General features: G+C 65.7%; 9 protein-coding genes. 3 read left to right on the top strand and 6 right to left on the bottom strand.

Annotation, left to right across the window (positions count from 1 at the left end; translation table 11 throughout):
* Positions 1-61: 61 nt before the first annotated feature.
* Positions 62-1,024: an RsmB/NOP family class I SAM-dependent RNA methyltransferase gene (locus Spa11_RS06685; RefSeq protein WP_197529793.1), complete on the bottom strand. Its 963-nt coding sequence runs from the start codon at positions 1,022-1,024 to the stop codon at positions 62-64.
* A 239-nt stretch (positions 1,025-1,263) separates the two neighbouring features.
* Here Spa11_RS06685 and Spa11_RS06680 point away from each other — a divergent pair, with 239 nt between their 5' ends.
* The gene (locus Spa11_RS06680) at positions 1,264-2,661 is read left to right on the top strand and encodes a POT family MFS transporter (protein WP_231933174.1); all 1,398 of its coding nucleotides are present in this window, start codon (positions 1,264-1,266) and stop codon (positions 2,659-2,661) included.
* Positions 2,662-2,867: 206 nt separating this feature from the next.
* On the opposite strand, the gene Spa11_RS06675 is transcribed toward Spa11_RS06680, so the two are convergent.
* From Spa11_RS06675 to Spa11_RS06665, 3 genes are all read right to left on the bottom strand, one after another.
* Positions 2,868-4,211, bottom strand: coding sequence for a tRNA modification GTPase (locus Spa11_RS06675; RefSeq protein WP_145109719.1), 1,344 nt, complete (start codon positions 4,209-4,211; stop codon positions 2,868-2,870).
* A 145-nt stretch (positions 4,212-4,356) separates the two neighbouring features.
* Positions 4,357-6,747: a YidC/Oxa1 family insertase periplasmic-domain containing protein gene (locus tag Spa11_RS06670; protein WP_145109716.1), complete on the bottom strand. Its 2,391-nt coding sequence runs from the start codon at positions 6,745-6,747 to the stop codon at positions 4,357-4,359.
* 109 nt (positions 6,748-6,856) lie between these two features.
* Entirely contained in the window at positions 6,857-7,609 is a 753-nt protein-coding gene (locus Spa11_RS06665; RefSeq protein ID WP_145109714.1) for a metallophosphoesterase family protein, read from the bottom strand.
* A 234-nt stretch (positions 7,610-7,843) separates the two neighbouring features.
* On the opposite strand from Spa11_RS06665, the gene tsaB reads away from it, so the two are divergent.
* On the top strand, positions 7,844-8,563 hold the full coding sequence (gene tsaB, locus Spa11_RS06660; protein ID WP_145109711.1) for a tRNA (adenosine(37)-N6)-threonylcarbamoyltransferase complex dimerization subunit type 1 TsaB: 720 nt from the start codon (positions 7,844-7,846) through the stop codon (positions 8,561-8,563).
* An 18-nt stretch (positions 8,564-8,581) separates the two neighbouring features.
* Here the strand turns inward: tsaB and hemL are convergent, their stop codons facing one another.
* Positions 8,582-9,883 carry a glutamate-1-semialdehyde 2,1-aminomutase gene (gene hemL / locus Spa11_RS06655; protein ID WP_145109708.1) on the bottom strand — a complete coding sequence of 434 codons (1,302 nt, stop codon included), beginning with the start codon at positions 9,881-9,883 and terminating at the stop codon, positions 8,582-8,584.
* A 141-nt stretch (positions 9,884-10,024) separates the two neighbouring features.
* On the bottom strand, positions 10,025-11,737 hold the full coding sequence (locus Spa11_RS06650) for a serine/threonine-protein kinase (RefSeq protein ID WP_145109704.1): 1,713 nt from the start codon (positions 11,735-11,737) through the stop codon (positions 10,025-10,027).
* A 267-nt stretch (positions 11,738-12,004) separates the two neighbouring features.
* On the opposite strand from Spa11_RS06650, the gene Spa11_RS06645 reads away from it, so the two are divergent.
* Entirely contained in the window at positions 12,005-12,709 is a 705-nt protein-coding gene (locus Spa11_RS06645) for a hypothetical protein (RefSeq protein WP_145109701.1), read from the top strand.
* Positions 12,710-12,728 lie beyond the last annotated feature (19 nt).

The raw sequence follows: 12,728 nt of genomic DNA, 5'->3' as shown, positions 1-12,728 counted from the left end.
GGAGTGAAGCGGGTACTCCGGTTCCTCCGACGACTTACGTCGCCGGCTCGCCACCAGTCAATTAGTCGATCTTCCTCAGCATAGCCAAATAGAACCCCGCCAGGCGATCGTCGGGGACGATCCGCACCGTTTCGGCGATCACATCGGGTAGACGCTTGCCTTGCCATGCCGTGAGCCCCGCCATCTGGCTATCGCCAATGGAAAGGTCGATTGGTTCGATCTCGACCACACCGGCGAGCCGTCGCAGCGTGTGGGCCACCACCAGCTCGTTCTCTTCCGGCGCGAAAGAGCAGGTGCAGTAAAGCACCCGCCCGCCGGGTCGTGTGGCGTCGAGGGCCGACCGCAGCAGAGCTTTTTGCTTCCGGGCCGACTCGGCGAGCTTGCGCGGTCCCCAGTAGGCGAACGTCCCCGGATGCTGGGGGTCGAACCGCGCCTCGCTCGAACACGGCGCGTCGAGCAGCACCGCGTCGAAACGCTCGGGCGTCTTGCGGCCCACATCGCGGCCGTCGTGCGTAAAGGTGCGGACGAATTCGCCGGCGCCGCAGCGCTCCAGGTTCTGCCTTAACTTGAAGAAGCGGTCGCGGACGGGCTCGACCGCCGCCAATTCGCCTTCGAGCCGCATCCGCGCCGCCAGATGCAGCGTCTTCCCGCCCGGCGCCGCGGCGAGGTCGAGCACCGTCTCGCCCGGCTGCGGATCGAGCACCAACGGAGCGAGCATGCTCGAAAGATTCTGCACATAGAGCCGACCATCCGCCGCAATCGCCGACTCCGTCACCTTCGACTTGTCCGCCGACTCGATCGTCGCCGCCTCGGGGAGCCACTCGCAACGCCGACCCTCGACGCCGACCTCCGCCATGAGCACAAGCGGGTCCGCATCGTCGCTTCGAAGTGGGTTCGCCCACGCGCCCGGCCGCCGCGTCTCACCAAACGTCCGCAGCACCTCCTCAGCCCTTTCGCCAAACACGGCGCGCAGCCGCCCAACGAATTCGCACGGCAATCCGTAGGCGTCGTCGATCTCGATCAAACTCAGCTCCCATTCCTTTGCACTGCCTCGTTGTGGGAGGGGTCTCCAGACCCCGATTACGCGCCGCAATCGCTAACGGCATGGTGCGCATTATCGGCGTCTGGAGACGCCTCCCACAGAGTAGGCTTAAAAGTCTCACGCAAAGGCGCTAAGACGCAAAGGCGCCGGCGCAGAACCGAGCGGCTGGTTCCGTTAGACTCGGCGGGCCGACCCGTCGCCACTCACGCAGGAACCGCGCCTTGGCCAGCCATCGCACCGCCCCCGACCCGCAGCAAACTCAGATGCCGGGGGGCATCCCTTACATCGTCGGCAACGAGGCCGCCGAACGTTTTAGTTTTTATGGGATGCGGGTAATTCTCGCGGCCTTCCTTACCAAGCACTTGGTGGGTCTTGATGGCGAGCCCGACAACCTCACTGAGGAGCAGGCCACAGCGGCGATCAGTTGGTTCATTGCAGCGACCTATACGACGCCGTTCGTCGGGGCGATCATCGCCGATCGATACTTTGGCAAGTACCGCACCATCCTGTGGCTATCGCTCTTCTATTGCGCGGGCCATGCGTTGATGGCGATGGTCGATACGCCGCTGGCTGAGACAATCCGATCACGCTACATACTATATATCGGGCTCGCGCTGATCGCGTGCGGCGCAGGGGCTATCAAGCCGTGCGTCACCGCGCACGTCGGCGATCAGTTCGGGACTAGCAACAAGCATCTGCTGCCACGCGTCTACAGTTGGTTTTACTTCTCGATCAACCTCGGCGCGATCGGGTCTCAGCTTCTCACCCCGTGGCTCTTGAATCACCCGTCGTTCGGCCCTGCATGGGCCTTCGGCGTGCCCGGCGTCTTGATGGCGATCGCAACCTTCATGTTCTGGCTCGGCCGCAACAAGTTTGTCCATGTCCCGCCATCTGGTTCCGCCTTCTGGAAAGAGACCCTCAGCCCCGAGGGCGTCAGAGCGCTATTGAACCTCCTGCCACTACTGCTCTTCGTCGCGATGTTCTGGTCGCTCTTCGACCAGACCGCGAGTGCCTGGGTGTTTCAGGCCGATAAGATGGACCTGCGTCTGCCGCTGTTGGGCTTCTCGCTGGACCCGTCGCAGATGCAGGCCATCAACGGCATGTTCGTGCTCACGCTTGTGCCGCTGTTTTCGATCGTGGTTTACCCGTTCGTCGATCGATTCATTGCCGTCACCCCACTACGGAAGATCGGCGCCGGGTTATTCATCACGGCCGGATCGTTCGCCGTCTCGGCCTTGATCGAGCAGCGCATCACCGATGGCCAAACGCCGTCGATCGGTTGGCAGATTCTCGCTTACTTCATCCTGACCGCGGCCGAGGTGCTGATCTCGATTACGATGCTCGAGTTCTTCTACACCCAGGCGCCGCGGCGGATGAAGTCTTTCGTCATGGCCTTCTGCATGATCAGCATCTCAATCGGCAACGTCTTCACGGCCCTAGTGAACACGTTCATCGAACGCGAAGACGGCACGGTGCTGCTCCCTGGGGCCAGCTACTATTGGTTCTTCGCCGGGTCGATGTTGGTGGTCGCGATCGCCTACCTGGCATGGGCGCCGTTCTACCGGGGAAGCACCTACCTACAGGGTGAAGAGGAAGTCGTCGCCGACGCGCATGGTTAGTGGTGAAACGCTTCCTTATCCCCCTCCCTTTTTAGGGAGGGGTTAGGGGAGGGTGAAACGTGTTGATCGAATTTACGGCTTGTGCACCATCACAACTCTGTGCGGTACTCGCCAAATACGCGAGACGTAACGGATAACGCCGACCCTCCCCTAGCCCCTCCCTAAGAGAGGGAGGGGGACACCCTCAGGTGCCGGACGCTGGCTTTTTACTTCCCAATACAAAACTTCCCAAAGATCTCCCCCAGCACCTCGTCGGTCACGACCTCGCCGACAACGCGGCCTAGCCCGTCGAGCGCCGCGCGTAGTTCGAGCGACACCAACTCGTCGCCGACGTCTGCCGCGGCGAACGCTCGAACCAGTGCTTCATGGGCTTGGACGAGTCCCGTCCGCGCGCGGTCGGCGGTGACGCCGAGGGCGTCGTGCGTTGTTTCAAGGACGCGGACTTTAATCTCAGCGGCGAGTTCCTCAAGGCCTTCGCCACTCGTAGCGCTAGTCCTTAGCCAACTCGTTGGCGTCTCAACCGGTGAAAGATCGGCCATCGTCGCAACGCCGATCCGTTCGGGCGGCAGCACGCCGGCGATGCGGTCGGCGCGGCGGCATTCGACGAAAACGTCGGCGTCGCGAAGCACGGCCGACAGGCGCTCGCGGGCGACGCCGTCGATCGCGTCGATCGCCGCCGTCTCGTCGGCGCCGGCCGTGTCGATCAGTTCGACGCGCGCGCCATCCAGATCGACCGTGGCGGCGAGCAAGTCGCGCGTCACGCCAACCGCATCAGCCACCAACGCCTGCGGTCGTTGCGACTCGACGCTGTAGCGATCCACTAGCGCATTGAAGAGCCGGCTCTTGCCCACGTTCGGCGGGCCGATGATCGCCACGCGCGGCAGCCGTTGGGCGGCGTCGCGCGCGGTTACCTGTTGGAGCGTCGCCTCGACAAGCTCGGCGGCCTCGGTCAGTCGGCGGCGGAGCGCTTCGGGTTCAACAAAGCGAACGTCCTCCTCCTCGACGAAGTCGAGTCCCGCTTCGAGATCGGCGAGCAGGCCCAGGAGGTCGGCTCGCAGCCGGTGCAGCGGCGTCGAGAGACCCCCGGCGAGTTGCTCCAGCGCCGCCGCGAGACGCTCGTCGCTGCGGGCGTCGATCACCGACAGCACCGCCTCGGCCTGCGTTAGGTCGATCCGTCCCACAAGGAGCGCCCGCAGCGTAAACTCGCCCGGCTCGGCCAGCCGACAGCCGCCCGCCAGGCACGCCCGCACGATCGCGTCGAGCACCGCCGGCGAACCGATCGTGTGGACCTCGACGGATGGCTGCCGAGTATAACTGCGTTCGTCGGGCCAGACGAAAAGGTCCACCGGGACATGACGTTGCGTCCCGGCCATTTCAATCGATAGAACGCGGTCGCCTAATCGTCGAGGAGCGCTACACGTCAGCGGCTCGCCGCTTAGCGCCGCAACGATCGCGAGCGCCCTCGGCCCCGACACCCGCACCGCGCCGCGCTCGCTCGCGCCGCGGGCCGTTGCGATGGCGACGATCGTGTCGTTAACGTCGGGCGTCACGGTGATTCACTCCCGGCGCTGGCGCGCTCATGGCTCTTAGGAGCCTCGTAGGATGGCGCCGCAGGCCCATCACTCGATGGGTAAGATGGGCCTGCGGCGCCATCCTACGCGAGTCAAGTTCAACGCCACCCCCGACCCATCAACCCTACTTCCGCTTCTTCCCCTTCGCTCGCTTCGCAGCGGCCTTCGCCTTCGCGGCGCCGTTGCTACTCGGCGGCGTCTTCACAGGCGATGTCTTCGGCGAGATGGCGCCTCCTGCCGGTGGCGTGGGCTTGGGGAGCATCTTCCGCTCGGCTATGCCCCACAGGCTCGAAGCGATGAAGTAGATGCACAAACCGCTGGGCACCTTAAAGAACATCAGGCCCATGAACAGCATCATGTACTTCATCATCTGCTGCTGCATGCGCATCTGGTCGTTGGTCGGCTCCGGCATGAACATCTTCTGCTGGAGCAGGAACAACGCGACGGTGACCAGCGGCAAAAGGTTGAAGTACGGCCCGAAGCCGAAGATGCCGACGCCGTTGTTCATCCACTGCGGCATATAGGCCGACCAGTCGAGGAACATGTCCGGCGCGGCGAGGTTGCTGCAGAAGCGGATCGCGTCGCTGATCAGGGGAGCCTGTCGCAGCTCGACATCGACCGCCAGGGCCCGGTACAGGCCCATGAAGATCGGCAGCTGGATGAATAGCGGCAGACACCCCGCGGCCGGGTTGTAGTTGTGCTTGCGGAACAGCTCCTGCTGCGCCTGTGACCGCTTCTGCATGTCTTCCTTGTAGCGCTCGGCGATGCGGTCGATCTCCGGCTTCAGCTCCTGCATCTTCACCATGTTCTTCGCCGTCTGCCGGCTGATCGGGAACATGGCGCCGCGGACGCAGACCGTCAGCATGATGATGGCGATGCCGTAGTTGCCCACCAGGCCGTTGAACGTGTGCAGTAGCCACAGCATCGGCTTCGCTGCCCAGCCGAACCAACCGTAGTACAGCACGTCGTGGAGCGTGTGGTTGGGGTCGTCGCCGGCGGCGTAGGCCTGGAGCAACTCGGGCAGCTTCGGCCCGGCGAAGACGCGATAGTCATCCGTCACACTGGCCGAGTCGCTTTCCGCCGCGCCGAGGATTGTCGGCTCACTTTCCAACACGACGGTCACGTTCTGCCAACGGCTCTGATCGCTGTTGGGGAGCTTCTCGGTCGCCAACTCGGCGCGTACCTCGGCGGTGCGGACGTCGGTAAGGTTCGCCTTCCGCGGGATGACGATCGAAGCGAAGTACTGCGAATCGACGCCGGCGAACGCCAACGGGCGGCCCTGCCCCATCGGCTTGACATCGCCGTCGGCGACGGTCGATGAAGCGAACTGCGTCAGCCGGTCGTCAACGAACCGCACAACCACGTCGCGCAAGCCAAAGCTGCCCCAGTCGCCGAAGAAGCTGCCGTCGCCGCGGCCGATCTTGTTGGCGAACCAGAAGCCCTCGATCGGCATCCCGTTCGGGCCTTCCAGCTCGTAAGCAACTGTCTGCGACTCAGTGCGTAGGTTGCGAAGCTCGACCGAGATGTCGAAGTGATACGACGGATGCGCCTCGTTCTTCCGCTCGGCCTCCGGCGTCTGGACCACCGTGAAACGCTTCACGACTTCGAGCCCAAGCTTCGGCAGCCGTTGGCGAAGCGTAACGGCTTCGTCGTCGCGCTGATCAACGGTCCAGGGCTCTTCGAGAAGTTCGCGGTTCGCCTCGACAACGGCCGCGGCGTTGCTGCCGCTCACCGACTTCAACCGCACGAAAAACGAGGGAACCGAAGCATATTCTTCCGCTAGGTTCGGTGAGTGCAGGCGGACGTTCTCGGCCTCGGGCCGCATGAGGTCGAGCGGCTGGCGGCGGAGCTTGGCGGTCAGCGAGAGGTCGTCGCCATTGCGATTACCGATGAGCGAGATTGTCTGTCGCGGCCTAGCACGATCGAGCAGTCGCAACAGGTCGTGGGCATCCGCGATCGGTTGTTCTCTACTTGCCGGCGAGGACGAAGCGGAGCTGTTGATGATGCCCTGGGTAATGATATCTCCAACTTGCAGCCCCGCTTCGGCCGCGGGCGTTCCCGGGCCGACGTAGTTCACCAGCGCGCCGCCCCCTTCCGCGTCGGTCAGCGCAAGCTGTCCGAGATAGCCACTGCGGTCGTCGAGGTCGCGGAAGTTGTCGCTGGAGAGTTCGACGCGTTCGATGGCGCCGCCGACGTTGTTGACCGTCAGCAGCATCCGGTACGCGCCGGCGGGATCGACCGACCCCAACGCGATGTGCTCCGCTCTAGCGGGGGCGTCGTCCTCGATCGTGCCGGCGTCGTCGGCGGGGATGTCGGGCTCGGCCTCGGCGTCGCGCTGCGGGCCTTCAACGATGTCGGCGGCCTTATCGTCTGGTTTCTCTTGCACCGGCGCCGGGGCGAACATGCTGTTCATCAGCATGAAGATGCCCAGCGACATGAGCAGGATCAGAAAGAACCGCTGGTCCTGCGGCTGCTGGCCGCCGCGGGGCGTCGGCCGGCGTTGTTGGATGTCCATTCGCCTAAGAGGGGTGTTCGTGGGGTGGCGCCGCTAAGCCGCAAGCGGCAGGCCGCTTGCGGCTTAGCGGCGCGAGAACTCGCGACCGACCAAAAGAGTCCTTCGCTCGTCAGCGACCTTGCTTGATGCGGTCGCCGAGGAAATTGTCGAGTTCTGGCGTTGCGTAAATCAGGTTCGCCGTGGCGTCGATGTCGTACTCGACCCGGTGGAACGTGATGCGGTCGTCCTCCTGCACCACGTAGCACGCCCGCGGGTCGCCGTCGCGCGGCTGGCCGACCGAGCCGACGTTCACCATGAACTTCTGGTCGTTGACTTCGTAGACGTAGTTCGTTTCTTCGGGCGTGACGAAGTTGCGGCTCTCGGTGAAGACGCCCGGCACGTGCGTGTGGCCCTGGAAGCAGCCGTGCGGCACGAGGCTGAACAGCTTCTCCATCTTCTTCTGGTTGTAGATGTCTTCGGGGAAGACGTACTCGTTCACCGGGTTGCGGGCCGACCCGTGAACGAAGAGCCAATCGCGGTCGCGATGGACCCGCGGCAGTCCGCCGAGAAAGTCCCAGCGTAGATCGACCTGGTCGCGGTCGCCCTTGATGGCTTCGAGCTGGTCGCGGGTCCAGAAGATGGCCCGCTCGGCGCCGCTGTTGAAGCCCTCGGGATCGAACAGCGCGCCCTGGTCGTGGTTGCCCAACAGGGCCACTTTGCAGTTGGCGATCACCGCGTCGAGGCACTCGCAGGGCTTCGGCCCGTAGCCGATGACGTCGCCGAGGCAGAAGACCTCGTCGATCCCCTGCTCCTTGATGTGCGCGAGAACCGTCTCGAGCGCCTCAAGGTTGCCGTGGATGTCGCTGATGATGGCGCGTTTCAAGGCGGCGGCCCTCCCGAGGGCGGCCCTCCCTAATCAGGGGGTTGGGCTGTTAACGTGGTGCGACAGGGCGAATCGGCGCGCGGAACCGACGCCAGACGTTCCCACCCCCGGCGCGCACACGGCAAACGCGGGAAAGGCAGGCGCGTTTGGCCCGGCCGGCCCCCTCGCGCGAAGCCAAAAAACTAAGCGGGGCTTCAACTTCGGTCAAGCCGCCCGGTCCGATCACCCCCTCCGATGATGTCACAACCGACCCCTTCCGACCAGCTTTCCACCGCGACCCCGGCCGAGTCGGGTCGCTGGCTCGCCATCGAGACCTCGGGCCTCTTCGGCTCCGTCGCCGCGGGCGTCGTCACCGACGCAGGCTGCGAGCTCGCCGCCGCGAGGCCGCTGCCACGGGACGCCCGCTCGGCCCGGACCTTAGCGCCGGCGATCCAGTCGTTGTTGAGCGAATTGGGCTGGGCGCCTAGCGAACTTGCGGCGGTCGCCATTGCGGTCGGGCCGGGATCGTTCACAGGCCTAAGGGTCGGCGTGACGACGGCCAAGACGCTCGCCTGGGCCGCCGGCGCCGCGGCAATTGGCGTCGATACGCTCGACGCCCTGGCCGAGGCCACAGGACCCCCTCAGGAGCCCACAGGACGCCTCTGGACGCTGCTTGACGCCCAACGCGGGGAAATGTTCGTCGCCGATTTCGATGCCGTAGAAGGCGCCTGGGAGCGTCACAGGGGCACGTGGCGTGCGACGACCGAAACCCTCAAGGCAGAGCTCCGCCCCGGAGACCGCGTCGTCGGCCCCCCCGCTGCGGCGTTTGGCGGCGAGCCGATCGAACCGACCGCCGGAGCCGTCCTCCAAGTCGCCTGGCGCCGCTGGCGCGACGGCGCCGCCGATAGCGTCTTCGCACTCGCTCCGCAGTACCATCGCTTGAGCGCCGCCGAAGAAAAACTCGTCATAAAGTGACGTTTGAGCCGTCGGCGCTCATGCCGACGCGGCAATCGCTTCCTTTGCGGCGGCGACCGTGGCGTCGATGTCGGCTTCGGTGTGAGCCGCCGAGATGAACAGCGCCTCGTACTGGCTGCACGGCAGGTAGACGCCACGGTCGAGCATCTCCCAGAAGTAACGGCCGAAGCGGGCCGTGTCGCACTCGGCGGCTTCGCTCCAAGAACGGACCGGGCTATCGTGGAAGAAGAGCGTCACCATGCTCCCCATCCGCTGCACGACATGCGGCGCGCCGGCGGACTTGGCGGCGTCGACGAGGCCTTTCTCGAGTCTCGCACTCAGTTTTTCAAGCTTCTCGTACGGCGGGTTCTCGCGCAGCGTCCGCAGCGTCGCGCACCCGGCTGCCGTCGCTAGTGGGTTGCCGCTAAGCGTGCCGGCCTGGAAGACGGGACCCTCGGGCAACACCTTCGCCATGATCTCCGAGCGGCCGCCGTAGGCGCCGACCGGCAAGCCGCCGCCGACAATCTTGCCGAGCGTCGTCAGGTCGGGCTCGAGGCCCAACCGCTCCTGCGCGCCACCGAGCGCCAAGCGAAAGCCCGTCATCACTTCGTCGCAGACCAGTAGCGCGCCGTTCTCGCGCGGCAGGTTGGTGAGCGCTTCGAGGAAGGCGGGCGTCGGGACGACGACGCCCATGTTGCCGCACACAGGCTCGAAGATCACCGCGGCGATCTCGGGGCCGTGGTTGGCGAACGCCTCTTCGAGCGCCTCGGCGTCGTTGTAGTGCAGCACGATCGTGTCGGCGGCAGTCCCCGGAGTGACGCCGGGCGAGTTCGGCACGGCGAGCGTCGCCGCTGCGCTGCCGGCCGCCACGAGCAGGCTATCAACGTGGCCGTGGTAGTTGCCGGCGAACTTGACGATCCGCGGCCGCCCCGTGTAACCGCGCGCTAGCCGGATCGCGCTCATCGTCGCCTCGGTCCCCGAGTTCACGAGGCGCACGCGTTCGACGCTCGGTACGCAATCAACGATCAGCTGCGCGAGCTCGCTCTCGCCCTCGGTCGGCGCGCCGAAGCTCGTGCCGCGTAGCACGGCGGCGGCGAGCGCCTCCACGACCACCGGATGGCCGTGCCCGAGAATCATTGGCCCCCATGAGCCGATGTAATCGAGATATCGATTACCGTCGATGTCCCACAGCCACTGTCCTTCGGCGCGGTCGATGAAGAGCGGCTCGCCCCCCACAGCGCCGAACGCCCGCGCGGGGCTGTTCACGCCACCGGGCATAAGGGTCTTCGCCCGGGCGAACGCGGCGTGGCTCTGGGAGTAACGGGGGTCGGACGAGGGCATGAGACGGAAGCCGGTCAATCGGACGATGGGAGGGGTCTCCCGACCCCGATGACCCGCACGATACCGTAATCGATTGCAACGCGTAATCGGCGTCGGAAGCCCTGAACGCAGTGGATTGATCCCGACACAACTCAATAGGCCCTACGGCAAGGCCTGCCCACTCGACAGGATCGCTCGCGACTCCTCAATCACCGCCTCGGTTTCTGGCGAGGGCGGAGCGAGGGCAATCACCGCGGCGGCGACGGCCGCCCTCTCTTCCGAACCGTCGGCCTTAGTGAGCCGTTCACCGAAGTACTCGGCCAGTTTGCGACGCTCGTCCGACGACTCCGTCCGCAATCGCTCCGCTTCGCGTTCCGCAACTTCCGCCAGCGCGACGGCCTCGGGCGTGGGCTCGTCGCCGGATCGCAACAGCTTACCGAGCGCCGTAAACGCTTCGGCGCCGGCGAGAGGGTCCTTCAGAGCCACATCGTTGGCGTGCCGCATGAGGAGCTCTTCGGGTGAGTCCCCCGCGCCGCCGATCCAGCGTTCGAGCCGCATCCGCCGCCGGCGTTGTTCGGACTCGATCGAGCGTCCCCAGTCGGCGACTTCCTCGACACGTGGGTCGTCGGGAAAGTGCCGGAGAAAGCGATCGATGTCGGACTTCGCGGACGACGACGTCTCGCCACTTTCGACGCTCTGCGCGATACGCTCGTAGGCTTCGTCGGCGGTAGGCTGCCGAGTGAATTGCCAAGCGAAGAAGCCGATCATCGCCGCCGCCAAGAGCGTCAACGCCGCGGGGGCGAGCAAGGCAAACCAGCGTGAAGCGTCGTCGCCGCTGTCTTCGACTTCGACATGCGTGTAACGCGTATCGGAAGGCGGCACGAGCGACTTTGCCGGTGCGAAGGCCGAGGTCCGTTCCATCCGCGACTGCCGTGGCGCCTCGGCCTCGGTGGCGTCGCGCGTGACGGCTTGAGACAGCTCGTCCTCTTCGACTTCGGCGACGACGGCTTTGGCCTGGGCCGTCTGGTACAACTCAAAGTCATCCGCCGCCACGCGCGCCAGCGCCAGGCTCATCGCCTCCAGTCGGCGGGCGACGATCCGCGTATTCGGGAAACGATCCGTGGGGTCCTTCTCGAGCAGCTTGCCGATGATCCGCTCCAGGTCTTGCGGCGTGTCGGGCGCGAAGCGACGGACGGGCTCGGGGATCGCGAAGCGTTGGAGCTGGAGCATCGCCGCCATGTCCGCGGCGCGGAACGGCGGCCGGCCGGTGAGCAGCGCGTACATCACGCCGCCGAGACTGTACTGATCGCACCGCGCGGTGACGGGCGTGCCCGCCGCTTGCTCGGGCGACATGTAGTCGGCCGTCCCCAGCACGCCGCCGGCGATCGTGACGCCCGACGAACCAAACATCCGTGCGATGCCGAAGTCGGCGAGCTTGGCGGCGCCGCTCTTGGTGAGCAGGATGTTCGCCGGCTTGAGGTCGCGGTGGATGATGCCGTGATCGTGGGCGTGCTTGAGAGCGCGGCAGACCTGGATCGCGATCTGCGTCGTCTCGCGCCAGTCGAACCGCCGGCCGTTGCGCAACTCTTCTTCGAGACTCGGTCCGTCGATCAGCTCCATGGCGTAAAACAGGACGCCGTCCTCTTCGCCGTAGCCAAACAGCCGCACGATGCCGGCATGCTTGAGCGCCTTGAGCGATTCAATCTCCGCCTCAAAACGATCGCGGAACCCCTCGGCGACCGCCAGGCGCGGGTTCAAGACTTTGACCGCGACAATGTCGCCTGTGTCGCGGTGCTTGGCCCTGTAGACCGACCCCATGCCGCCCTTGCCGAGCGGCTCGCCGAGCGTGTAGGGGCCAAGAGTATCGGGCTGCATGCGACCGGTGCGTTGTTAACGGAACTCTCCAGCGTAAACGCCGCAGCGATTAGCAGCTAGCACCGGATCTCTTGTGAGATAACCCATAGCCGCGGGCGGCAGCCCACGGCCGGCGCCGGAAACAGGGTTCTGCCGTGGGCGGCCGCTTACGGCTGAGAGCCCTCTTGCTAGCTGGTGATTTGGGTTGCTGCGAACGCTGCTTTCTCGCTACAAGCCGCGGCGGGTCCGTACTCCGCGGGCCGTTGTGCTGCTGCGAGAGGAATTGCGATGAACGTCCTGTTGATGGTGCTAATCGCCGCGACCGCCGACGGTGCGACGCCCGCTCGCTATGAGACGGCGCCGCCCGAAGTGACGCCGACGCCCGTCGAAGCGGCGACGCCCGCCGCGACGCCCTCGGCGTCGGCAAAGCCCGACTTCGAGCAGCGGCTGATCGCGTTGGAGCTGGCGCTCTCAACGATTGTGGTCGAGCGCCCCAGCCTGTGGCGTTTCGATCGGCTCGACTCCGAAGCCTCGGAGTTGCTCACGCTCGCCGCGAACGACGCGCAACGGAACGCCGTGCGTGACGCCGCCGCAAGGATTGATAACTTCCGCCGATTGGGCGCCAAGCTGCGAGGCGGCGTCGAGGACACGGGCGGTTGGCGGTCGCCTACCTCGCAGGCCGTCGCGCAGTCGATCCCACGCCTGGCTCCGCCTACACAACTGACCGCAACGCGAAGCAACAGCGGTCACGACGCCAGCGGCGTGCTGCGGCCCGTCGTTTCGCAGCGGCCCGACGCGCCGAAGTACGCGGTCATCGACGACAACGGCCGCATCGCCGCCCTCGTGACTCCGACGCCGGAACTCGACGCGCGTCTCAAAGGGATGGTCGGCCAGCGTGTCGGCCTCGATGGGCAGCGCGGGTACCGAACCGATCTGCGTCGTGAGCACGTCGTCGCTGAACGCGTGACGCCGCTCGAGACGCTGCGGCGGTAGTCGCCGTTTGCCCGAATCG

It is taken from the genome of Botrimarina mediterranea (assembly GCF_007753265.1).
Taxonomy (GTDB): domain Bacteria; phylum Planctomycetota; class Planctomycetia; order Pirellulales; family Lacipirellulaceae; genus Botrimarina; species Botrimarina mediterranea.
Note: the sequence above shows the minus strand (reverse complement) of the source record. Positions and strands in the feature narration are given on the sequence as shown.

What these genes read in the sequence shown, in the direction of transcription:
- Spa11_RS06670 (WP_145109716.1), bottom strand. Translation starts at nt 6,747, where the DNA reads ATGGACATCCAACAACGCCGGCCGACGCCCCGCGGCGGCCAGCAGCCG.
- tsaB (WP_145109711.1), top strand. Translation starts at nt 7,844, where the DNA reads ATGATGTCACAACCGACCCCTTCCGACCAGCTTTCCACCGCGACCCCG.
- hemL (WP_145109708.1), bottom strand. Translation starts at nt 9,883, where the DNA reads ATGCCCTCGTCCGACCCCCGTTACTCCCAGAGCCACGCCGCGTTCGCC.
- Spa11_RS06650 (WP_145109704.1), bottom strand. Translation starts at nt 11,737, where the DNA reads ATGCAGCCCGATACTCTTGGCCCCTACACGCTCGGCGAGCCGCTCGGC.
- Spa11_RS06645 (WP_145109701.1), top strand. Translation starts at nt 12,005, where the DNA reads ATGAACGTCCTGTTGATGGTGCTAATCGCCGCGACCGCCGACGGTGCG.